Genomic DNA, 20,298 nt, shown 5'->3' with positions numbered 1-20,298 from the left:
ATACATCCAGTACTACAACCAAGAGCGAATCAAGTTGAAATTGAAGGGCCTGAGCCCGGTACAGTACCGGGAGCAGGCCCAACAGGCCCAATCGGCCGCCTGACCCCGTCCAAGTCTCGGGGGTCACTTCATGGATGGGTTTACGGCGTGTCCCGCTGGCCCCTCCCGGCCCGCCCAGCTAGCAGCAATCCAGAGCCGCTCTTGACGTTGCTATTGCTGTTGCCGTTGCCGTTGCCTGCCGCAGGCAGCGCCCGCGGCCGCCGCCGCAACGGAAACCTCTTAGATCTTCTTCGCCAGCGACTCGGCCAGGCCGGTGTAGCTGCCCGGGGTCATCTCCAGCAGGCGCTGCTTCGCATCCGCCGGCAGCTCCAGCCCCTGCACGAACGCACGCATCGACTCGGCCGTGATGCCCTGGCCGCGGGTCAGCGCCTTCAGCTGCTCGTACGGGTTCGGCAGGCCATGGCGGCGCATCACCGTCTGCACGGCCTCGGCCAGCACTTCCCAGGCCGCGTCCAGATCGGCATCCAGGCGCTGCGGGTTCACTTCCAGCTTGCCCAGGCCCTTGGCCAGCGAATCCAGCGCCACCTGGCTGTGGCCGAACGCGGTGCCCAGTGCACGCAGCACGGTGGAATCGGTCAGGTCACGCTGCCAGCGGCTGATCGGCAGCTTCGCGCTGAAGTGCTCGAACAGCGCGTTGGCGATGCCGAAGTTGCCTTCGGCATTCTCGAAATCGATCGGGTTGACCTTGTGCGGCATCGTCGACGAGCCGACTTCGCCTTCCTTCAGGCGCTGCTTGAAATAGCCCAGCGAGATGTAGCCCCAGATGTCGCGAGCCAGATCGATCAGGATGATGTTGGCGCGGCGTGCGGCATCGCCGATCTCGGCCACGTTGTCGTGCGGCTCGATCTGCGTGGTGTACGGGTTGAATACCAGGCCCAGGCCGGTCACGAAGCGCTCGGCGAAGGCCGGCCAGTCCACGTCCGGGTAGCTGGCCACGTGGGCGTTGTAGTTGCCGACGGCACCGTTGATCTTGCCGGTCAGTTCGACCGCGGCGATCTGCCGGCGCTGGCGTTCCAGGCGAGCGACCACGTTGGCCAGTTCCTTGCCCAAAGTGGTCGGCGAGGCGGTCTGGCCGTGGGTGCGCGACAGCATCGGCTGGCCGGCCTGGGCGTGGGCCAGGGTGCGCAGGGTGCTGGCGATGCCGTCCAGGGTCGGCAGCAGCACCTCGCGGCGGGCCTGTTCCAGCATCAGGCCGTAGCTGAGGTTGTTGATGTCTTCGCTGGTGCAGGCGAAATGCACGAATTCCAGCGCCGGCGCCAGCTCGGCGTCATCCTTCAGCTGTTCCTTGATGAAGTACTCCACCGCCTTGACGTCATGGTTGGTGGTGCGCTCGATCTCCTTCACGCGCGCGGCCTGGGCCGGGCTGAAGCGGGCGGCCAGGTCGCGCAGGCGGGCGACGGCGGCGTCGGAGAACGGCGCCAGTTCGACGATGCCCGGTTCGGCGGCCAGCGCCAGCAGCCATTCCACCTCGACCGTGATGCGGGCCTTGATCAGGCCGTATTCGGAGAAGATCGGGCGCAGCGCGTCGACCTTGCCGGCATAGCGGCCATCGAGCGGGGACAGGGCGAGCAGGGCGGAATCGGACATGTCGGCAGGGCTGGGACGAGCGGCGGGGCCGATATTCTACGACGTGCCGGCGGGGCGTGCCCTGTAGAGCCGAGCCTACGCTCGGCTGCTTCGGAGAATCCGGCGCCCTGCGGGCAGCCGAGCATGGGCTCGGCTCTACAACACGGCCCTGCGGACGGAACGTTCTGGCCCGTCCTCGTCATCCCACGCTGCGGGCAAGGGAGTATCGTTGGCGCAGCCGCCAGCCCGGGAAGCGACACCCTGCCAGCCGCCGCTTCCCTTTCCCCAACTGAAGTAGTGCGGAGTTGATGCAATGAGCAAAGCTGCAAGCAAGGGTTTCAGAATCGAACACGACAGCATGGGCGAACTGCAGGTGCCTGCGGACGCCCTGTGGGGCGCCCAGACCCAGCGTGCCGTGCAGAATTTCCCGGTGTCGGGCCAGCGCATGCCGCGCGGTTTCATCCGTGCCCTGGGCCTGGTCAAGGGCGCTGCCGCCGGCGTCAACGCCGAGCTGGGCCACCTGCCGAAGAACGTGGCCAAGGCCATCCAGACCGCTGCTGCCGAAGTGGCCGCCGGCAACTGGGACGCGCACTTCCCGATCGACGTCTACCAGACCGGTTCGGGCACGTCGTCGAACATGAATGCCAATGAGGTCATCGCCACCCTGGCCAACCGTGCCGGCAAGGCGGGCAAGACCACCGTGCATCCCAATGACCACGTCAACCAGGGGCAGAGCTCCAACGACGTGATCCCGACCGCGCTGCGCGTGTCGGCGGTGCTGGCGACGCACGAACAGCTGCTGCCGGCGCTGGTGCACCTGCGCAAGACCCTCGACAAGAAGGGCCGCAGCCTGCGCAAGGTGGTCAAGACCGGCCGTACCCACCTGATGGACGCGATGCCACTGACCTTCGAGCAGGAGTTCGGCGCATGGTCGGCGCAGCTGGCCTCGGCGCAGGAGCGCATCGAAGACAGCCTCAAGCGCGTGCGCCGCCTGCCGCTGGGTGGCACCGCCATCGGCACCGGCATCAACGCCGACCCGCGTTTTGGCGCGCAGGTAGCCAAGGCACTGAAGCAACAGACCGGTTTCAAGTTCGACAGCGCCGAGAACAAGTTCGAAGGCCTGGCCGCGCAGGACGATGCAGTGGAGTTGTCCGGCCAGCTCAATGCACTGGCGGTGGCGCTGATCAAGATCGCCAATGATCTTCGCTGGATGAACGCCGGTCCGCTGGCCGGGCTGGGCGAGATCGAACTGCCGGCACTGCAGCCGGGCAGCTCGATCATGCCGGGCAAGGTCAACCCGGTGATTCCGGAAGCAACCGTGATGGCGTGCGCGCAGGTGATTGGCCACCACACCGCGATCACCGTGGCCGGGCAGACCGGGAACTTCCAGCTCAACGTCACCCTGCCGCTGATTGCGGTGAACCTGCTGGATGGCATCGGCCTGCTGGCCAATGTGTCGCGGCTGCTGGCCGACAGCGCGATTGCCGGGCTGAAGGTGCGCGAAGACCGTGTTGCCGAGGCGCTGTCGCGCAATCCCATCCTGGTCACGGCGCTGAACCCGATCATCGGCTACGAGAAGGCAGCGGCCATCGCCAAGCGTGCCTACAAGGAACAGCGCCCGGTGCTGGACGTCGCGCTGGAAGACAGCGGCCTGCAGGAAGCGGAACTGCGCCGCCTGCTGGATCCGACCGCACTGACCGCAGGTGGCATCCAGGCTGGCGGTGGTGGCGCCGGCGGTTGATCTGCTGGTTGTAGAGCCGAGCCCATGCTCGGCTCAGATTCCGGGCAGTAGCCGAGCATGGGCTCGGCTCTACAAAAGGAAACGCCGCCCTGGGGCGGCGTTTCTGCTTCAGCGACGGTCGGCGACGATGTTGCCGAAGGTGTCGGTGTAGTCCTTGAACTCGGGGATGCGCTGGACCAGGTCGGCCGGGATCACTTCCATGCCTTCCGGCGGCTGGATCTTCACCGGTTGCATGTTGGGATCGGCCGGGGCGGCGACCAGGGTGTTCTGGCGCAGTACCTGCAGCCGGCCGAACATCGTCTGCAGCATCTGCTTCTGCCCTTCGTCGAGCGGGATCTGGATCTCGTCCACCTTCATCGTGCCATCGCCGAGGATGATGATGTTCGGTGCCGGCGGGCGACGCACGGTCACCATCCCTTCGCTGACGGAAATCTTGGGCTTGCCGCGCTCGGCGCGGTGGTTGCGGTAATCCTTGTCACAGCCGACCAGGCCCAGGCAGAGCAGGGCGGCCAGCAGCAGGAACAACTTCTTCATGGCATTCGGTTCGGGGGCGTCCGGGGCCGACATTGTAAGCCGGTCGGCACGTTACGGCCGGCAGCGGGGCGCCGCTGCCGGCAGGGTGCGCTGATCTGTCATAGGCCTAGCGCTGGACCACGGTGTCCTTGCCGCAGTCGTCGACGTCACTCTGGTCCATCGTGGCGTACGGCCTGAACGCGGGCAGCGATGCGGCCAGCGCCTGCTGGCTGGCCAGCATCGCCGGCATGCGGTTGCAGATGCGCTTGGCCTGGGCTTCGATCTTCTCCGCCTCGGCATTGATCCGCTTCTCGATGCCCTCGCTGTCGCCGCTGAAGATGCCCTTCAGGGCCTCTCCGGCAGCACTGGCGCCGAGCTTGGCACCGGCCAGGCCGACATCCATGCCGTCCATTGCAATGGCAACGACGTGGCCGCGGTATTCCAGCAGCTGCCGGCGCTGGGCCTCATCGGCCGGCACTTCCTTGCCGCCGATCAGCAGCCGCCCGTCCGGCGTGATCTCCGCACGCGGCTGCTTGTCGGCCGAGATCTTGATGTTGCCCTGGGCGATGTCCTTGCGGGCATCGTCCATGGCCTCCTTGACCGTCTGGCCGACCCCGCTGGTCGCCTCGGCCACGCTTTTGCCGACGGTGGTATCAGGCGTGGAGGACGTGCCGCCGCAGGCGATCAGCGGCAGGCACAGCAGGGTGGCAGGCAGCAGGCGCAACAGGTTCATGGTGTTCCCCTGGTAGTGTCTGGAAAAGGGTTACTTGCTGCGCGGCAGGGTGACCCGGCCGCTGACGTTGCGATGATCGACGTCACCGCTGCCGCTGCGATCGACGGTCAGGGTGCCGCGCACCCCGTCGACGTGGATGTCGCCCGAACCGTGGCTGCGGACATGCACATTGCCGCCGATATCGGCCAGATCGACCCCGCCGGAGCCGACCACGCCCACTTCAACGCTGCCCTGCACACGCTTGAACTCGATGTCACCCGAGCCCACGGTATCCAGCCGCGCGTTGCCACGCACATCGGTGATCTTCAGGTCACCGGAGCCGACGGTACCGGTGCTGGCGTCGCCGGTGATGTTGCGTACGGTGACGTCGCCGGAACCCAGCGACAGCAGGTTCAGGGAGCCGCCGCCATCGATGTTGAGGTCGCCCGAACCCACTGCGGCGTGAATGCTGCCACGGGTTCCGCGGGCCACGGCGTCACCGGAACCGACGTCCACGCTGAGTGACTGCGCGTTTTCCACGCTGGCATCGCCGGAGCCGACCTTCAGCTGCAGCGGCAGGTTGTCCGGCACGCTGCCACGGATGTCCAGCCAGGCATAGCTGCTGCCCAGGCTGATGCCGCTGTCGCGGCCTTCGCGGCGCAGGCTGACCACCAGCTTGTCGCCTTCCTTCCGCTGATCCAGCACCAGCTGGTCCAACCATTCCTGGCTGGAGGCGCAGGCGCGACCAGCCAGCTGGCCACCGCCCTTGCTGGCGACCACCTTCAGGTCATGCTGGTTCACCTCGAACACCACCGCCTTGGCGCCGGATGTCTCCAGCTTCAACGTACGGGCAGCGGTGAACTTGCAGTTAGGGGCATCGGCGGCCAGCGCCGACAGCGGCAACAGCAACAACGCAGAACAGGCGAGCAGGGAACGCATGGGTGGTGCCTCCGGATGGGTGGAGTCAGATCTCGCCGGCGCGCTTGCGCAGGCGGATGGCGAGGAAGATGAACACTGCACCGACGGCCGCACCGATCCACAGCTCCGGCATCGCCAGCGACTTCAGCTGCGAGGCAGGGGACATCAGGCTGACCACCGAGTCCAGATCGCGGCGCGACCCTTCACCTGCGCCCATGCGATACAGCAGGTCCATGCCGGGTACGCCGCCCAGCAGCAGGCGGCCGACGATGTTCTGCCAGAACCAGCCGGTGGTCAGACCGAACAGCGGCATGATCTTGGTGGTGCTGACGATGACGCCGGCAAACAGCGGCAGCATCACCGCCCACAGGAACGGCTTGCTCTTGGCCCAGGCCGAGCACAGCAGCAGCCAGCCGGCGGTGGGCAGGGCCCACAGCGCGTAGACCGGAATCCAGCTCAGGTGGCCGGCAGCCAGGGTCAACGGGCTGGCCGGGCCCCAGATCAGGGTCATCGGGCTGCCACCGTGCATCAGCGCGACGATGCTGATGACCAGCATGAAGCCGAGCATGGTGATGATGCCAGCGATCACCGCGATCAGCGGGGCCACGATCAGCGCACTGATCAGCTTGGACAGCACCGTCTGGGTGTCCGACAGCGGCAGCGACTTCCAGAACAGGATGCTGCGGTCGCGGCGGTCATCGTACAGGGCGCCCAGGCAGTAGAAGAACACCACGAAGGCCAGGACCAGGAATGGCCACGCCGAGCTGAGCACGAGGGTCAGGTCGAGGCCGTTACCGAGATCGGCCAGGTCCTTGGCACTGATGTCGCGGGTGAGCAGCGCCAGGTCCAGGCCATTGATGTTCACATCTTCGCCGTCGATGTGCAGGCCGCCGTCGCGCGCGGCACGATGCAGCGCGAACAGGCCGAACGCGATGCCGATGGTGCTCATCACCAGCGAGATCAGTCCGGCGATCAACGGTGCATAGAGGAAGCCGCCGCGGTTCTCCCAATACTCGCGCTTGAGCAGCCAGCGCAGGGTGCCGATCGGGCTGACGGGGTGGTTGACGGCGTTCATGCGTAGGTCCCCTTCATGATGGCGACGAACAGGTCGGCCAGGCCCGGGATGCGGGTCTCGCCGAGGGAGGAAAGCTGGGCGCGCGGCACGCCATCGAACAGCATCACCGTCTTGCCGAACGCCAGGCTGCGCTCGTCGATCGGCTTCAATGCGCGGGCGGTGTCCAGCTGTTCGGCATTGACCAGCAGCTCGGTATAGCGCTGGCCGACGTCGTCCATTTCAGCGTCGAGCACGATGCGGCCATCACGGATGAACATGACGTCGCTGAGGATATGCTCGATTTCCTCCACCTGGTGGGTAGTGACGATGATCGTCTTCTGTTCGTCGAAGTAGTCTTCCAGCAGGCGCTGGTAGAACTCCTTGCGGTACAGGATGTCCAGGCCCAGTGTCGGCTCGTCCAGCACCAGGATGCGGGCATCGATGGCCATCACCAGCGCCAGGTGCAGCTGCACGATCATGCCCTTGGACAGCTCCCGCACGCGCTGCTTCGGCTGCAGCTTGGTGTTGGCCAGGAAGCGTTCGCAACGGGCGCGGTCGAAGCGCGGGTGAACGCCAGCGACGAAGTCGATCGCTTCGCGGACCTTCAACCAGCGCGGCAGCACGGCGACGTCAGCGATGAAGCAGATGTCATTCATCAGTTCGTCGCGGTGCAGTCGCGGGTCACGCCCGAGCACGCTCAGGTCCCCCTCCACCGAGGTCAGGCCAAGAATGGCCTTCAGCGCGGTGGTCTTGCCGGCGCCATTGGGCCCGATCAGGCCGACGATGCGCCCGCTTGGGATGCTGAAGCTGGCGTTGTCGAGGGCAACCGTGGTCTTGTAGGCCTTGCGCAGGCCTCGGGCGGTGATGACCGCTTCACTTGCAGTGCTCTTCATCAGACTTTCCCCTGGGGCAGCAATTCGTCGAGGCTCAGGCCCAGGCGCTGGATGCGCTCCAGGACCGCCGGCCATTCTTCGTTGAGGAAACGGTCGCGCTCGCTGCTTCGCAGCTGCGTAGCCGCCTGCTCGGTCATGAACATGCCCAGGCCGCGGCGCTTCTCCACCAGGCCTTCGTCAGCCAGTTCCTGGTAGGCGCGCGAAACGGTGATGGGGTTGAGTTGATAGTCGGCGGCCACCTGGCGCACCGAAGGCAGGGCATCGCCCGGCTTGAGGATTCCGTCGAGCATCATGGCGATCACGCGCTCCTTCAACTGACGGTAGATGGGAGCGCCGTCGCTCCACTGGATGTCGCTCATGTTCAGCTCCGTGGGATCAGCGGCTGGGCGAACGAGAAATACGGCATGGACAGCGCGCTGTGCAGCCGACGCGGGGGAGGGGGGGAGGAGGGGGTGGCATTCCCTGCCGGGGAGAGCGTCGCGTCCTGCGCACTTTCGGCAGCGGCAGAAGCAGGGGCGGTGGGCGTGGCCCACCAGGCCAGCACGAGCAGGGTCGAAACAGCGACGGCCGCGTGTGCGGTGAGGTTGCGACGGATCCGGACGTTCATGGCTTCCCCCTGTCTCAGGTGACTGGTGTTGTATGCAACTATAACACCGGCACGCCGGGGTGCAAGCCCCCACATCACCCAACTGATGGCAGGGGCGGTCAAGAACGCGCCATATCCATCCAGGCAATTGATAATAAAGGAAAAATTGGTTGTGAAACCGGCTTCCCTGACCGCCTTCCATTCAGTCACGTCAATCCTATGTCAATGACGACGCGCCGCGGCCGTTTCCCACAGGCTGTCGCCAAGCCCGGCAAAGCTGTGCCACGGCGGGGCCGACAGGTGCCACAGGCCCCGGTGCTATAGTTCGGCCGATTCCCGGCCGATGCTGGCCGGACCCTTGAAACGGCTATTGCGGAACGTTCCCATGCCCCTGTCGACCGCCTTCCCGCACCGCTTCCGCGGCCTGTCCCTGTTGACTCTGCTGGCCCTCGGCCTGGCAGCCTCGGCCAATGCGCTGGCCACCGACCTGCTCGACGTCAGCTACCGGCCGCTGGCTGGCAAGCAGCAGGTCAACCTGCAGCAGCGCTACCACGGCCAGGTGCTGCTGGTGGTCAATACCGCCAGCAAGTGTGGCTATACCCCTCAGTACGAAGGCCTGGAGGCGCTGCACAGGCAGTACGCCGGCAAGGGCTTCGCGGTGCTCGGCTTCCCGTCCAACGATTTCAAGGGCCAGGAGCCCGGTGACGAGAAGCAGATCCAGGACTTCTGCACCCTGACCTACGGCGTCAGGTTCCCGATGTTCGAGAAAGTGCATGTGGTCGGTCAGCAGGCCACGCCGCTGTACCAGCGGCTGACCGCAGCGACCGGCGTTGCGCCGGCCTGGAACTTCCACAAGTACCTCGTGGGCCGCGATGGGAAGGTCATCGCCCAGTTCGCCAGCAAGGTGACGCCGGACGATCCGCAGCTGATCGCGGCCATCGACAAGGCGCTGGCAGCCGCCGCCACGCATTGATATCCGGCACGCATGCCTCGACATCGACGGCATGCGTGCGACAATGATCCTTTTCGCGCCGACGTCGGCGCCCAGACACTTCCAGGAATGCAGCGAATGAAGATGGGAATGCGCGGCGCCGCGGCGTCGGTTCTGATTCTGGCGATGGGCACTTCGGGTGTCGCTCTGTCGCAACAACCGGCTGCCCCCGCAGCCGCCAAGGAGACCGCAACCTTGAATTCCCCCAAGCAGAAGCTGGGCTACGCCATCGGCCTGGACGTGGCCAAGTCGTTCACTCCGATCGCCGATGAGATCGACGTGGCCGCGCTGCGCACCGCCGTGGAGCGTTCGTTCGAAGGCCTGCAGCCGCAGATCACCCAGGAACAGGCCAAGGCCACCGACGCGGCCCTGCGCCAGGTCGTGATGGCCCGCAGCGGCCAGCAGGTGCCGGGCGTGGCGCCGGGTTCGCAGCCGCCGAAGGTCGACCGCGTCAAGGTCTCGCAGATGATCGGTTCCTACTCGGTGGGCCCGTCGCTGGCGCAGCTGAAGGATGACATCGACGTCGCCTCGCTGTTTGACGCGATCAGCACCGGCCTGAGCAAGGGACAGCCGAAGATGACGGAAGCTGACGCGACCGCCACCATTCAGGCCTTCATGGGCAGCAAGCAGGCCGAAATGCAGGCCAAGGCCGCCGCCGCTGCGCAGACCAACCGCGAGGAAGGCAATGCGTTCCTGGCCAAGAACAAGACCCAGCCGGGCGTGGTGACCACCGCGTCGGGCCTGCAGTACCAGGTGATCCGCCCGGGTAGCGGCGAGCGTCCGCTGCCGAGCAGCAAGGTGCGCGTGAACTACGAAGGCAAGCTGCTCAACGGCACCGTGTTCGACAGTTCCTACGGCCGCCAGCCGGCTGAGTTCGGCCTGGACCAGGTGATCAAGGGCTGGACCGAAGGCGTTGCGCTGATGCCGGTCGGTTCGAAGTACCGCTTCTGGATCCCGGGCGAACTCGCCTACGGAGAGAACGGCACTCCCGGCGGCCCGATCGGCCCGAACGCGACTTTGACGTTCGACGTCGAGCTGCTGGGCGTCCTGCCGTAAGTCATCGAGGAGCGAATACGGATATGCGCGTTGCGATTTTTGGTACGGGTTACGTTGGACTGGTGACCGGTACCTGCCTGGCCGATGTCGGTCATCAGGTGGTCTGCGTCGATATCGACCAGGCCAAGGTAGATGGCCTCAACCAGGGCGTCATTCCCATCTATGAGCCTGGCCTGGAGCCGATGGTGAAGGCCAACCACGCCGCGTCGCGGCTGGCATTCACTACCGATGCCGCGTCGGCGATCGCGCATGGCCAGGTAGTGTTCATCGCCGTGGGTACCCCGCCGGACGAGGATGGCAGCGCCGATCTGCAGTACGTGCTGGCCGTTGCCCGTACCATCGGCCGGCACTTGAGCGTGCCCACCGTGGTGGTCAACAAGTCGACGGTGCCGGTGGGTACCGCCGACAAGGTGCGCGCCGCCATTGCCGAAGAGCTGGCCGCGCGTGGCGCGGACATCACCTTCGACGTGGTGTCCAATCCGGAATTCCTGAAGGAAGGCGACGCAGTCGCCGATTGCATGCGCCCGGACCGCATCATCATCGGTGCGACCAGCGATGAGTCGGTAGCGGTAATGCGCCGCCTGTACGCGCCGTTCAACCGCAACCACGACCGCGTGGTCGAGATGGACGTGCGTTCGGCCGAGCTGACCAAGTACGCCGCCAATGCGATGCTGGCAACCAAGATTTCATTCATGAACGAAATCGCCAACATTGCCGAACGCGTCGGTGCCGACGTCGAGCAGGTCCGCCAGGGCATCGGCTCGGACCCGCGCATCGGCTGGCACTTCATCTACCCGGGCGCCGGCTACGGCGGCTCGTGCTTCCCGAAGGACGTGCAGGCATTGGCCCGTACCGCCCAGCAGCATGGCTTGGAGCCGAAGCTGCTCAATGCAGTGGAAGCGGTCAACGATGCACAGAAGGGCCATCTGTTCGCCCTCATCCAGCGTCATTACGACAAGGGCGAGGACGAAGGTGTGCGCGGCAAGACCTTCGCCGTGTGGGGCCTGGCCTTCAAGCCGAACACTGATGACATGCGTGAAGCCTCCAGCCGTCGCCTGCTGGCGCAGCTGTGGGAAGGCGGTGCCACGGTGCGTGCCTACGATCCGGAAGCAATGCACGAATCGCAGCGCATCTTCGGCGAACGCGATGACCTGGTGTTCTGCAGCAATGCTGACGAAGCGCTGCAGGGCGCGGATGCCCTGGTCGTGGTGACCGAGTGGAAGCAGTTCCGCAGTCCCGATTTCCAGAAGCTGCGCGAGCAGCTGAAGGACGCGGTGGTGTTCGACGGCCGCAACCTCTATGAGCCGGCCGAAGTGGAAGCCGCCGGCCTGGCGTACTACGGCATCGGCCGGGGGCGTTCGCTGCATGTCTGATCTACCGACCGAACGCGAGCAGGCGCTGGAAGCGCGCCTGGTCGAGTTGGAGATGCGCGTGTCCTTCCAGGAACAGGCGCTGGCCGAGTTGAGCGATGCGCTGGCTGATGCCCGCATGCAGGGCATGCGCAATGCCGATGTGCTGCGCGTTCTGCTGGAGGACCTGGGCAAGGTCCGCAACGCACTGAATTCTTCCGATCCGGCGAGCGAACCGCCGCCGCCGCACTACTGATCCGAATCCTATGAGCGATACCCTCCGCGACCAGCTGATGGGCCTGGGCTTCAAGCCCGCGCCCAAGCCCGAGCGCAAGAATGATGGCCCCCGCCGTGACGGCCGCCCGCAGGGCAAGGGTGGCAACGGCAATGCAAAGCCGCAGGGCGCAGGCAAGGGCGAGCACAAGCCCGGCGAGCGTCGCGGGCATGGCCATGGTGGGGCGGGCAAGCCCGGTGGGCAGGCGCGTGGTGGCCAAGGGCAGCAGGGGCCGCGCAAGCCGCGCAGCGCCGAAGAGATGGACCTGGCCAAGGCCTATGCGATCCGTGCGCAGCGGGAGAAGGAAGAGCGCATCGAGGCCGAGCGCCTGAAGCAGGAAGAAGCACGCGTGCGCCGTGAGGCGAAGGCCAAGCTGGAAGCGCTGCTGCAGGGCAAAAGCCTCAATGCCGAGGAGGCGGACATTGCCCGCCACTTCCCGTACGGCGGCAAGATCAAGCGCATCTACGTGACCGCCGAACAGCTGACCGCGCTCAATGCGGGTGAACTGGGCGTGGTCCAGCTCAACGGCCGCTACCTGCTGGTGACCGCCGAGGTGCTGGCACAGTGCGAGGCAGTGTTCGCCCCGTCGGTGGCGCTGAAGGTCGATCCGAATGCGCCGGCCGAGGAAGATCCGTACGCGGACCCGCAGTACCAGGTGCCGGACGACCTGGTCTGGTAACTGCATCTGCCGCATGATGAAAACGCCGGGCCCTGCCCGGCGTTTTCGTTACCGGGCGCACGCAGTTCTGCGGCGCGCGCGTATCAGCGGCAGGCTCAGCGCGAAGAAGCAGAGCAGGGCGCCGATCAGGGCAAACCCGCTAGCCGCCAGGAATGCGGTGCGGCCATCGTCGATCTTCCACAGCTGGCCGGCAATAAGCGCGCCCAGCACCCCGCCGACACCCGACGAGAATCCATAGAGCAGTCCCTGGCCGTGGCCATTGAGACGACCGGGGAAGTAGGTCGCCAGCATCTGCATCGCCGCCGCAAAGAACGCGGCAAAGCCCAGCGCGTGCGCGGTCTGCGCCAGCAGCATTACCGGCAGGTTCTCCGGGAACAATGCGGTCACGGCCCAGCGCAGGCAGGAACTGACCAGTGCGATCAGCAGCATCCAGCTGGCGTCGTAGCGGCGGAAGAAGCGGCCGATGGTGAAGAACACGCCCACTTCGAAGACCACGCCGATGGTCCACAGCAGGCCCAGGGCGGAGGTACGGTAACCGTGATGGTCCATGTAGACCGAGAAGAACGTGTAGTACGGGCCGAACGACAGCTGCTCCATGAACGCGGCCAGGAAGAACGCCAGCACCGGCGGTCGGCGCACGATCTGCCAGAAGCCGCTGGCATCCCCCGCCGTCCTGCCGATGTCGCGCGCGTAGTGGTTGCTGAAGGCCGAGGCAACCAGCAGCACGAACAGGGGCAGCATCATCCAGGGCAACAATCCGGCGTGGCTGCCGGCGCCATCGCCTTCGATCAGCCAGCCGAACAGGGTGACCACGGCGATGAAACCGAGCGAGCCCCAGACCCGGATCAGCCCGTAGCGATGGCTGTCGTTGCCCAGGTGGGTGAGGGTGATCGACTCGAACTGCGGCATCACCGCGTTGTAGAAGAAGCAGAACACGATCATCGCCGGGTACATCCACGGCTGCGGCAGGGGCAGCAGGAAGGCGGCGAAGCTGAGCAGGGTCAGCACGCAGCCGACGCGCAGTAGGCGGATCGGTCGCGGTGATGCGGCCGCCAGCGAGGTCCAGGCACTGGGTGCGATCACGCGGGTGGCGTACCACAGGCCCATCATCACGCTGATCGCGGTCACGCTCATCCCGCGCGCGGTCAGGAACAGGCTCCAGTACGGCGTGAACGCGCCGAGCGCCGCGTAGTAGAACAAGTAGAAACTTGAGAGGCGGGCAACGGGAACGGTCATCGCGGGAATAATGCACGGTAGCGCCGGGCCATGCCCGGCGGACGGGAGATGACGCCGGGCATGGCCCGGTGCTACCGCCTCATTCGGGATCGTAGTCGAGATTGGAGGCCAGCCAGCGTTCGGCCTGGGCGCGGTCCACGCCCTTGCGCCGGGCATAGTCGGTGACCTGTTCGCGGCTGAGCCGTCCGACAACGAAGTACTGGCTCTGCGGATGGCTGAAGTAGTAGCCGGAGACAGCGGCCGTGGGCAACATCGCGAAGCTCTCGGTCAGTTCCATGCCAGCGTTCTTCTCAGCCTGCAGCAGGTCGAACAGGCGGCGCTTCTCGCTGTGCTCGGGGCAGGCCGGGTAGCCTGGCGCCGGACGGATGCCGCGGTACTGCTCGTCGATCAAGGCTTCGTTGTCCAGCGTCTCGGCGCGGTCGTAGCCCCAGAATTCTGTACGCACGCGCTGGTGCAGGCGCTCGGCCAGTGCCTCGGCGAAGCGGTCGGCGAGGGCCTTCAGCAGGATCGCGTTGTAGTCGTCATGCTCGGCCTCGAAGCGCGCGACGTGGGTGTCGATGCCGATACCGGCAGTGACCGCGAACGCGCCGATCCAGTCCTGCTTTCCGCTGTCGGCCGGTGCAATGAAATCGGCCAGGCAGAAATCCGGGCGTTCGGCTGGCTTGTCCACCTGCTGGCGCAGGAAGTGCAGGGTGGTTTCGCCCTGTGCGTGCTGCACGCGGACATCGTCGCCGATGCTGTTGGCCGGCCACAGGCCGAACACGGCCTTGGCCGTCAGCCACTTCTCGCCGACGATGCGCTCGAGCATCGCACGGGCATCCTTGTACAGCTCGCTGGCCTGGGTGCCGACGATCTCGTCGGTGAGGATCGCCGGGAACTTGCCGGCCAGCTCCCAGGCCTGGAAGAACGGCGTCCAGTCGATGTAGTCGACCAGTTCGGCCAGGGGATAGTCGTCGAACACGTGCAGGCCGGGCTGATTCGGTGCCGGTGGCGTGTAACTGTCCCAGCCGCCCTGGAATTTCTGCCCGCGCGCATGTTCCAGCGTGACCAGACGCTTGGCGTCGCCCCGGTTGCGGTGGCGCGCGCGGATTTCGGCATAGTCGGCTTCGTTGGCGGCAATGAAGGCCTCGCGCAGATCACGCGAGATCAGCGACTGCGCAACGCCAACCGCGCGCGATGCATCCTTCACCCATACCGTCGGCGCCTTGTAGTGCGGGTCGATCTTCAGCGCGGTGTGCGCACGCGAAGTGGTCGCACCCCCGATCAGCAGCGGCAGGTCGAAGCCCTGGCGCTCCATCTCGCGGGCAACGTGGCTCATCTCCTCCAGGGACGGGGTGATCAGCCCGGACAGGCCGATCAGGTCGGCGTTGTGCTCGCGGGCGGCATCGAGGATCTTCTGCGCCGGCACCATCACGCCGAGGTCGACCACGTCGAAGTTGTTGCAGGCCAGTACGACGCCGACGATGTTCTTGCCGATGTCATGCACATCGCCCTTCACCGTAGCCATGATGATCTTGCCGTTGCTCTTGGCGGTGTCACCGCTGCGCGCCTTTTCCGCTTCGATGTAGGGCAGCAGGTAGGCCACGGCCTTCTTCATCACGCGCGCGGATTTCACCACCTGTGGCAGGAACATCTTGCCGGCGCCGAACAGGTCGCCGACGATGTTCATGCCGTCCATCAGCGGGCCTTCGATCACATCCAGCGGGCGGCTGGAGGCCTGCCGGGCCAGTTCGGTGTCTTCCTCGACGAAGGCATCCAGGCCGTGTACCAGGGCATGCGCCAAACGCTGTGCCACCGGCTTTTCGCGCCAGGCCAGGTCTTCGGTCTTCGCCGCGCCCTTCCTGCCCTTGTAGCGCTCGGCGATCTCCAGCAGACGCTCGGTGGCATCGCTTCGGCGGTTGAGGATCACGTCCTCGACGCGCTCGCGCAGGTCCGGCTCCAGGTCGTCGTAGATCGGCATCGCGCCGGCGTTGACGATGCCCATGTCCATGCCGGCGGCGATCGCGTGGTACAGGAACACCGAGTGGATGGCCTGGCGTACCGTTTCGTTGCCGCGGAAGGAGAACGAGACGTTGGAGACGCCGCCGGAGACGTGGCAGTGCGGCAGGGTCTGCTTGATGATGCGGGTGGCTTCGATGAAGTCCACTGCATAGTTGTCGTGCTCTTCGATGCCCGTAGCGACGGCGAAGATGTTCGGGTCGAAGATGATGTCCTGCGGCGGGAAACCGATCTCGTCGACCAGGATGCGGTAGGCACGGGTACAGATTTCGACCTTGCGCGCGCAGGTGTCGGCCTGCCCGTTTTCGTCGAACGCCATCACCACCGCAGCAGCACCGTAGCGCAGCACCTTGCGCGCGTGCTCGCGGAACAGCGCCTCGCCTTCCTTCAGCGAAATCGAGTTGACCACGCTCTTGCCCTGCAGGCATTTCAGGCCGGCCTCGATCACGCTCCACTTGGAGGAATCGACCATCACCGGGATGCGCGCGATGTCCGGCTCGGACATGATCAGGTTCAGGTAGCGGGTCATCGCCGCTTCCGAGTCGATCAGGCCCTCGTCCATGTTCACATCGAGGATCTGCGCACCGCTGGCCACCTGCTGACGGGCCACGTCCACCGCTTCTTCGTAGCGGCCTTCCTTGATGAGCTTGCGGAACTGCGCACTGCCGGTGACGTTGGTGCGTTCGCCGACGTTGATGAACAGCAGGTCCGGGGTGATGACCAGCGGTTCCAGGCCGGACAGGCGGGTGAGAGGCGTGCTGCTCATGCGGCGTGCTGCTCCCGTGCGCCCGGCAGGGCACGCGGTGCCAGCCCGGCCACGGCCTGGGCGATCGCACGGATATGCTCGGGGGTGGAGCCACAGCAGCCGCCGACCAGGTTCAACAGGCCATCCTCGGCGAAGCCGCGCAGGGTGATGGCCATCTCTTCAGGGGTTTCGTCGTACTCGCCGAACGCGTTGGGCAGGCCGGCGTTGGGGTGGGCGCTGACGTAACAGTCGGCGACCTGCGAGAGGGTTTCCACATGCGGGCGCATCGCATCGGCGCCCAGCGCGCAGTTCAGGCCGATCGACAGCGGTCGCGCATGCGCCAGCGAGGCGTGGAAGGCTTCGGCAGTCTGTCCGGACAAGGTGCGCCCCGACGCGTCGGTGATGGTGCCGGAGATCATCACCGGCAACCGCGCGCCACGTGCATCAAAGGCCTCTTCCAGCGCATACAGCGCGGCCTTGGCATTGAGCGTATCGAAGATGGTCTCGACCATGAGCGTGTCGGCGCCGCCGTCGATCAGGCCTTCGATGGCTTCGCGATAGGTGTCGCGAAGCTCGTCGAAGCTGGTGTTGCGGAAGCCCGGATCGTTCACGTCGGGACTGATCGAGGCGGTGCGGCTGGTCGGGCCGATCACCCCGATCACGAAGCGCGGCTTGCCCGGGGTGGTTGCGGCCACTGCATCACAGCACGCGCGCGCAACCGCAGCGCCGGCCTTGTTCAACTCGTACACCAGGTGCTCGAGGTGGTAGTCGGCCTGGCTGACCGAGGTTGCATTGAAGGTGTTGGTTTCGACCAGGTCCGCACCGGCCTCGAGGTAGGCGGTGTGGATGTCGGCGACGATCTGCGGCCGGGTCAACAGCAGCAGATCGTTGTTGCCCTTCAGGTCATGGCCTTCCGGTGTGGTGTGATCGCAGCCGGAGCCATGCAGATGGTCATAGCCACCGGCGAAGCGTTCGCCACGGTAATCGTCTTCCTGCAGGCCGTGGCGCTGGATCATCGTGCCCATCGCACCATCGATGATCAGGATCCGCTCGCGCAGGGCGTCGAGCAGGGCGTTGGCACGATCTGGATGCAACCAGGGCAGGGCGGGCATGGCGGTCTCGGGCTCAGGGCTTGTTGGCGATCAGCGAAATCACTTCAAAGTGCGGCGGGCGTTTCTCGCGGGTGACCGTCTCCAGGCTGGACACCTGCAGGCCGGCCTTGTCGACGAACCTGCGCAGCTCCTTGTCGCTGAAGCCGAGGTTGACATGGCCATAGGCCTCCACGGCGGCCTTGTGCTCGTGGCGCGCCAGGCTGCACAGCAGCAGCCGGCCACCGGGCCGCAGCACGCGCGCGGCTTCGGTCACCGCCTGCGCCGGCTTGCTGGCGTAGGTCAGCGCGTGCATCAGCACGACCAGATCGAAGCTGGCATCCTTGAACGGCAGTGCATGCATGTCGCCCTCGCGCACTTCCACGTTCGGCAGGCGGCGCAGGCGTTCGCTGGCGGCGGCGACCACGCGCGCGCTGGTGTCGATGCAGATGTAGCGCTTGGCATGTGGGGCTACCAGTTCGGCCAGCACGCCGTCACCGGAAGCGATATCCAGCACGTCGCCGGTCTCCAGCAGCGGCAGCGCGGTACGCGCCAGTGCCTCCCAGGTGCGGCCAGGTGAGTAGTGGCGTTCCATGTCGCCGGCCACGCTGTCGGCCCAGTTCTGGTCCGAGGCGCGGTGCGCCAGCACGGCGGCGACGCGTTCGGCATCCTGGCGCAGCAGCGGGTCATCGCTTCCGTTGCTCAAGGCATGCCACAATGCACGCTGCGCCGGGTCCAGCTGGGCCTCGTCGAAGCGGTAGTACGCCGACACGCCAGCACGGCGGTCGCGGACCAGGCCGGCTTCCTTCAGGCGTGCCAGGTGGGTGGACACGCGCGGCTGCGCCAGCCGGGTGATCGCCGACAGTTCGGCCACGGTCAGTTCCTCCTGCTCCAGCAGCGCCAGCAGGCGGACGCGAGTGGCATCGGCGAACACCTTCAGGCGGGTCGACCAGTCTTCCAGATCCATAAACATCTACCTATCGCGATATAGAGATATATTGGCCGAGAGGGCCTGTCGCGGTCAAGTCGGCAGCGTACGGAAGCAGCCGGCCCCCGGTACAATCGAGGCACCTGGGCGCGCCGTATGCGGCCCATAACTTCATGTACCCGGGAGGGTGTTGTGGATTTCAGCTTTACCGAAGAGCAGTTGATGCTGCAGGACGTGGCGCGGCGTATCGCGCAGGAGAAGATCGCCCCGAGCGCGGAGCATCATGACCGTACCGGCGAGTTCCCGCTGGACAACATTCGCCTGTTGGGCGAGAACGGCCTGATGGGCATCGAAGTGCCGACCGAATACGGCGGCGCGGGCATGGACCCGATCGCGTACGTGCTGGCGATGGTGGAGGTCGCCGCCGCCGACGCAGCCCATTCGACGATCATGTCCGTCAACAACTCGCTGTTCTGCAACGGCATCCTCACTCACGGTTCCGAGCAGCAGAAGCAGAAGTACGTGCGTGCCATCGCCGAGGGCGAGGCCATCGGCGCGTTTGCGCTGACCGAGCCGCAGTCCGGCTCCGACGCCACGGCCATGCGCTGCCGCGCGGTGAAGCAGGCAGACGGCACCTTTGTCATCAATGGCAAGAAGAGCTGGATCACCTCCGGCCCGGTGGCAAAGTACATCGTGCTGTTCGCGATGAGCGAGCCGGACAAGGGCGCACGCGGCATCACCGCCTTCCTCATCGACACCGACAAGGCCGGCTTCGGCCGCGGCAAGACCGAGCCGAAGCTGGGCATCCGCGCCTCGGCTACCTGCGAGATCGAGTTCAACGATTACGTGGCGCGGGCCGAAGACGTGCTGGGCCAGGAAGGCGAGGGCTTCAAGATCGCCATGAGCGTGCTCGATGCCGGCCGCATCGGCATCGCTTCGCAGGCCATCGGCATCGCCCGTGCCGCCTATGAAGCGACGATTGAATACGTCAAGGAGCGCAAGGCATTCGGCGCGGCCATCGGTACCTTCCAGATGACCCAGGCCAAGATTGCCGACATGAAGTGCAAGCTGGACGCAGCGCTGCTGCTGACCCTGCGCGCGGCGTGGGTGAAGGGCCAGGGCAAGCGCTTCAGCAATGAGGCTGCCATTGCCAAGCTGACCGCCTCTGAGGCGGCGATGTGGATTACCCACCAGGCGGTGCAGATCCACGGCGGCATGGGGTATTCCAAGGAAATGCCGCTGGAGCGCTACTTCCGTGATGCCAAGATCACCGAGATCTACGAAGGTACTTCGGAGATCCAGCGCCTGGTGATCGCCCGCAACGAAACCGGGCTGCGCTGAGTCGCAGGGCCGCGCCGCCGCAATGGCGGCGCGGCGGTAGGTCCACGCCACGCGTGGATGATGGTCATCCAGATGACGTCATTGCCGTTGGCCTGCAGAGACGCATGCTGCTCTAATGCAGTCCGTTTCTTCGAGGATGACGACGTGATCTATCGCGGTTGGGGAATCATGACGCTGGTGACGCCGATTGCAGCGATCCTGCTGCTGGCGTACTTCTTTCCGCATGACGGCCCCAAGGGCAATACTCCGCTGTCACAGGTTCTGTTGGGCGCAGGCCTCGGCGCAGCGGTGAACGTGGTGCTGGGCCTGTGGCTCAACCGTGCGCCGCGGCAGAAGGGGGAGGCCGCGCCCCACCATTTCTTCTTCGTACCCATGCAGTGGGCCTCGCTGATTCTGGTGGCGGTGTGCGCCGTGGTCGCGGTGATGCGCTGAGGCGTTGCCCGAACAGCGCCAACCAAGGTTGGCGGCTACCGGCAATGCCGTTGTTCCGGTAGATGCCAACCTGGGTTGGCATGAATTCAATTGTGGCAATAAAAAGGCCCCGGATCGCTCCGGGGCCTTTTCGTTTCA

The 20,298-nt window shown here is 65.8% G+C and carries 21 protein-coding genes; 9 read left to right on the top strand and 12 right to left on the bottom strand.

Translation table 11 applies throughout. The features are described from left to right. Positions 1–103, top strand: a 103-nt coding sequence (locus R5H29_RS09700; protein WP_332329113.1) for an IS3 family transposase, incomplete at its 5' end; no start/stop codon positions are given. Between the two features lie 176 nt (positions 104–279). Here the strand turns inward: R5H29_RS09700 and purB are convergent. Beyond that, positions 280–1,647, bottom strand: a complete 1,368-nt coding sequence (gene purB / locus R5H29_RS09695) for an adenylosuccinate lyase (RefSeq protein ID WP_019660407.1) — start codon at positions 1,645–1,647, stop codon at positions 280–282. A gap of 292 nt (positions 1,648–1,939) precedes the next feature. Between purB and R5H29_RS09690 the strand changes: the two genes are divergently transcribed. After that, positions 1,940–3,367: an aspartate ammonia-lyase gene (locus R5H29_RS09690; protein WP_171952818.1), complete on the top strand. Its 1,428-nt coding sequence runs from the start codon at positions 1,940–1,942 to the stop codon at positions 3,365–3,367. A 108-nt stretch (positions 3,368–3,475) separates the two neighbouring features. On the opposite strand, the gene R5H29_RS09685 is transcribed toward R5H29_RS09690, so the two are convergent. The 7 genes from R5H29_RS09685 to R5H29_RS22965 all read right to left on the bottom strand — a co-directional run bounded on the left by R5H29_RS09685 (position 3,476) and on the right by R5H29_RS22965 (position 8,064). Beyond that, positions 3,476–3,901 carry a hypothetical protein gene (locus R5H29_RS09685; protein WP_032953534.1) on the bottom strand — a complete coding sequence of 142 codons (426 nt, stop codon included), beginning with the start codon at positions 3,899–3,901 and terminating at the stop codon, positions 3,476–3,478. Positions 3,902–4,007: 106 nt separating this feature from the next. Continuing rightward, the gene (locus tag R5H29_RS09680) at positions 4,008–4,613 is read right to left on the bottom strand and encodes a hypothetical protein (protein WP_021202712.1); all 606 of its coding nucleotides are present in this window, start codon (positions 4,611–4,613) and stop codon (positions 4,008–4,010) included. Positions 4,614–4,643: 30 nt separating this feature from the next. Beyond that, complete coding sequence (locus R5H29_RS09675) at positions 4,644–5,531, bottom strand: DUF4097 family beta strand repeat-containing protein (RefSeq protein WP_171952816.1); 888 nt, start codon at positions 5,529–5,531, stop codon at positions 4,644–4,646. 25 nt (positions 5,532–5,556) lie between these two features. Next, the gene (locus R5H29_RS09670) at positions 5,557–6,585 is read right to left on the bottom strand and encodes an ABC-2 transporter permease (RefSeq protein WP_134735985.1); all 1,029 of its coding nucleotides are present in this window, start codon (positions 6,583–6,585) and stop codon (positions 5,557–5,559) included. Further along, complete coding sequence (locus tag R5H29_RS09665) at positions 6,582–7,457, bottom strand: ABC transporter ATP-binding protein (RefSeq protein ID WP_019660401.1); 876 nt, start codon at positions 7,455–7,457, stop codon at positions 6,582–6,584. The genes R5H29_RS09670 and R5H29_RS09665 overlap by 4 nt, the downstream gene beginning before the upstream one ends. Further along, the gene (locus R5H29_RS09660) at positions 7,457–7,816 is read right to left on the bottom strand and encodes a GntR family transcriptional regulator (protein WP_006453095.1); all 360 of its coding nucleotides are present in this window, start codon (positions 7,814–7,816) and stop codon (positions 7,457–7,459) included. The genes R5H29_RS09665 and R5H29_RS09660 overlap by 1 nt, the downstream gene beginning before the upstream one ends. Before the next feature lie 2 nt (positions 7,817–7,818). Further along, positions 7,819–8,064, bottom strand: coding sequence for a hypothetical protein (locus tag R5H29_RS22965; RefSeq protein WP_032955307.1), 246 nt, complete (start codon positions 8,062–8,064; stop codon positions 7,819–7,821). A 364-nt stretch (positions 8,065–8,428) separates the two neighbouring features. Between R5H29_RS22965 and R5H29_RS09650 the strand changes: the two genes are divergently transcribed. From R5H29_RS09650 to R5H29_RS09630, 5 genes are all read left to right on the top strand, one after another. Next, on the top strand, positions 8,429–9,016 hold the full coding sequence (locus R5H29_RS09650; protein ID WP_407073526.1) for a glutathione peroxidase: 588 nt from the start codon (positions 8,429–8,431) through the stop codon (positions 9,014–9,016). A 96-nt stretch (positions 9,017–9,112) separates the two neighbouring features. Then, a complete protein-coding gene (locus R5H29_RS09645) occupies positions 9,113–10,090 on the top strand; it encodes an FKBP-type peptidyl-prolyl cis-trans isomerase (protein WP_019660399.1) in 978 nt (325 codons plus the stop codon). Positions 10,091–10,113: 23 nt separating this feature from the next. After that, complete coding sequence (locus tag R5H29_RS09640) at positions 10,114–11,463, top strand: UDP-glucose/GDP-mannose dehydrogenase family protein (protein ID WP_332329108.1); 1,350 nt, start codon at positions 10,114–10,116, stop codon at positions 11,461–11,463. Next, the gene (locus R5H29_RS09635) at positions 11,456–11,695 is read left to right on the top strand and encodes a SlyX family protein (protein ID WP_019660397.1); all 240 of its coding nucleotides are present in this window, start codon (positions 11,456–11,458) and stop codon (positions 11,693–11,695) included. The genes R5H29_RS09640 and R5H29_RS09635 overlap by 8 nt, the downstream gene beginning before the upstream one ends. A 10-nt stretch (positions 11,696–11,705) precedes the next feature. Then, positions 11,706–12,392 (top strand): DUF2058 domain-containing protein, encoded by a 687-nt coding sequence (locus R5H29_RS09630; RefSeq protein WP_021202714.1) that lies wholly within the window; start codon positions 11,706–11,708, stop codon positions 12,390–12,392. A gap of 48 nt (positions 12,393–12,440) precedes the next feature. On the opposite strand, the gene R5H29_RS09625 is transcribed toward R5H29_RS09630, so the two are convergent. The 4 genes from R5H29_RS09625 to R5H29_RS09610 form a co-directional block, all read right to left on the bottom strand. Further along, positions 12,441–13,628 (bottom strand): MFS transporter, encoded by a 1,188-nt coding sequence (locus R5H29_RS09625; protein WP_143994109.1) that lies wholly within the window; start codon positions 13,626–13,628, stop codon positions 12,441–12,443. A 79-nt stretch (positions 13,629–13,707) separates the two neighbouring features. Beyond that, positions 13,708–16,392: a methionine synthase gene (gene metH / locus R5H29_RS09620; RefSeq protein ID WP_332329107.1), complete on the bottom strand. Its 2,685-nt coding sequence runs from the start codon at positions 16,390–16,392 to the stop codon at positions 13,708–13,710. After that, positions 16,389–17,483, bottom strand: coding sequence for a homocysteine S-methyltransferase family protein (locus tag R5H29_RS09615; RefSeq protein WP_332329106.1), 1,095 nt, complete (start codon positions 17,481–17,483; stop codon positions 16,389–16,391). The genes metH and R5H29_RS09615 overlap by 4 nt, the downstream gene beginning before the upstream one ends. A 13-nt stretch (positions 17,484–17,496) precedes the next feature. Beyond that, on the bottom strand, positions 17,497–18,426 hold the full coding sequence (locus R5H29_RS09610) for a metalloregulator ArsR/SmtB family transcription factor (protein ID WP_019660391.1): 930 nt from the start codon (positions 18,424–18,426) through the stop codon (positions 17,497–17,499). A gap of 153 nt (positions 18,427–18,579) precedes the next feature. On the opposite strand from R5H29_RS09610, the gene R5H29_RS09605 reads away from it, so the two are divergent. Both R5H29_RS09605 and R5H29_RS09600 read left to right on the top strand, forming a co-directional pair. Then, complete coding sequence (locus tag R5H29_RS09605; protein ID WP_332329105.1) at positions 18,580–19,728, top strand: acyl-CoA dehydrogenase family protein; 1,149 nt, start codon at positions 18,580–18,582, stop codon at positions 19,726–19,728. A gap of 60 nt (positions 19,729–19,788) precedes the next feature. Continuing rightward, the gene (locus R5H29_RS09600; RefSeq protein ID WP_227844489.1) at positions 19,789–20,160 is read left to right on the top strand and encodes a hypothetical protein; all 372 of its coding nucleotides are present in this window, start codon (positions 19,789–19,791) and stop codon (positions 20,158–20,160) included. The last annotated feature ends 138 nt before the right edge of the window (positions 20,161–20,298 follow it).

This window comes from Stenotrophomonas sp. A3_2, from assembly GCF_036624925.1.
Classification (GTDB): Bacteria; Pseudomonadota; Gammaproteobacteria; order Xanthomonadales; family Xanthomonadaceae; genus Stenotrophomonas; species Stenotrophomonas hibiscicola.
This window is presented reverse-complemented; position numbering and strand designations above follow the sequence as displayed.

What these genes read in the sequence shown, in the direction of transcription:
- purB (WP_019660407.1), bottom strand. Translation starts at nt 1,647, where the DNA reads ATGTCCGATTCCGCCCTGCTCGCCCTGTCCCCGCTCGATGGCCGCTAT.
- R5H29_RS09690 (WP_171952818.1), top strand. Translation starts at nt 1,940, where the DNA reads ATGAGCAAAGCTGCAAGCAAGGGTTTCAGAATCGAACACGACAGCATG.
- R5H29_RS09685 (WP_032953534.1), bottom strand. Translation starts at nt 3,901, where the DNA reads ATGAAGAAGTTGTTCCTGCTGCTGGCCGCCCTGCTCTGCCTGGGCCTG.
- R5H29_RS09680 (WP_021202712.1), bottom strand. Translation starts at nt 4,613, where the DNA reads ATGAACCTGTTGCGCCTGCTGCCTGCCACCCTGCTGTGCCTGCCGCTG.
- R5H29_RS09675 (WP_171952816.1), bottom strand. Translation starts at nt 5,531, where the DNA reads ATGCGTTCCCTGCTCGCCTGTTCTGCGTTGTTGCTGTTGCCGCTGTCG.
- R5H29_RS09670 (WP_134735985.1), bottom strand. Translation starts at nt 6,585, where the DNA reads ATGAACGCCGTCAACCACCCCGTCAGCCCGATCGGCACCCTGCGCTGG.
- R5H29_RS09665 (WP_019660401.1), bottom strand. Translation starts at nt 7,457, where the DNA reads ATGAAGAGCACTGCAAGTGAAGCGGTCATCACCGCCCGAGGCCTGCGC.
- R5H29_RS09660 (WP_006453095.1), bottom strand. Translation starts at nt 7,816, where the DNA reads ATGAGCGACATCCAGTGGAGCGACGGCGCTCCCATCTACCGTCAGTTG.
- R5H29_RS22965 (WP_032955307.1), bottom strand. Translation starts at nt 8,064, where the DNA reads ATGAACGTCCGGATCCGTCGCAACCTCACCGCACACGCGGCCGTCGCT.
- R5H29_RS09650 (WP_407073526.1), top strand. Translation starts at nt 8,429, where the DNA reads ATGCCCCTGTCGACCGCCTTCCCGCACCGCTTCCGCGGCCTGTCCCTG.
- R5H29_RS09645 (WP_019660399.1), top strand. Translation starts at nt 9,113, where the DNA reads ATGAAGATGGGAATGCGCGGCGCCGCGGCGTCGGTTCTGATTCTGGCG.
- R5H29_RS09640 (WP_332329108.1), top strand. Translation starts at nt 10,114, where the DNA reads ATGCGCGTTGCGATTTTTGGTACGGGTTACGTTGGACTGGTGACCGGT.
- R5H29_RS09635 (WP_019660397.1), top strand. Translation starts at nt 11,456, where the DNA reads ATGTCTGATCTACCGACCGAACGCGAGCAGGCGCTGGAAGCGCGCCTG.
- R5H29_RS09630 (WP_021202714.1), top strand. Translation starts at nt 11,706, where the DNA reads ATGAGCGATACCCTCCGCGACCAGCTGATGGGCCTGGGCTTCAAGCCC.
- R5H29_RS09625 (WP_143994109.1), bottom strand. Translation starts at nt 13,628, where the DNA reads ATGACCGTTCCCGTTGCCCGCCTCTCAAGTTTCTACTTGTTCTACTAC.
- metH (WP_332329107.1), bottom strand. Translation starts at nt 16,392, where the DNA reads ATGAGCAGCACGCCTCTCACCCGCCTGTCCGGCCTGGAACCGCTGGTC.
- R5H29_RS09615 (WP_332329106.1), bottom strand. Translation starts at nt 17,483, where the DNA reads ATGCCCGCCCTGCCCTGGTTGCATCCAGATCGTGCCAACGCCCTGCTC.
- R5H29_RS09610 (WP_019660391.1), bottom strand. Translation starts at nt 18,426, where the DNA reads ATGGATCTGGAAGACTGGTCGACCCGCCTGAAGGTGTTCGCCGATGCC.
- R5H29_RS09600 (WP_227844489.1), top strand. Translation starts at nt 19,789, where the DNA reads ATGGTCATCCAGATGACGTCATTGCCGTTGGCCTGCAGAGACGCATGC.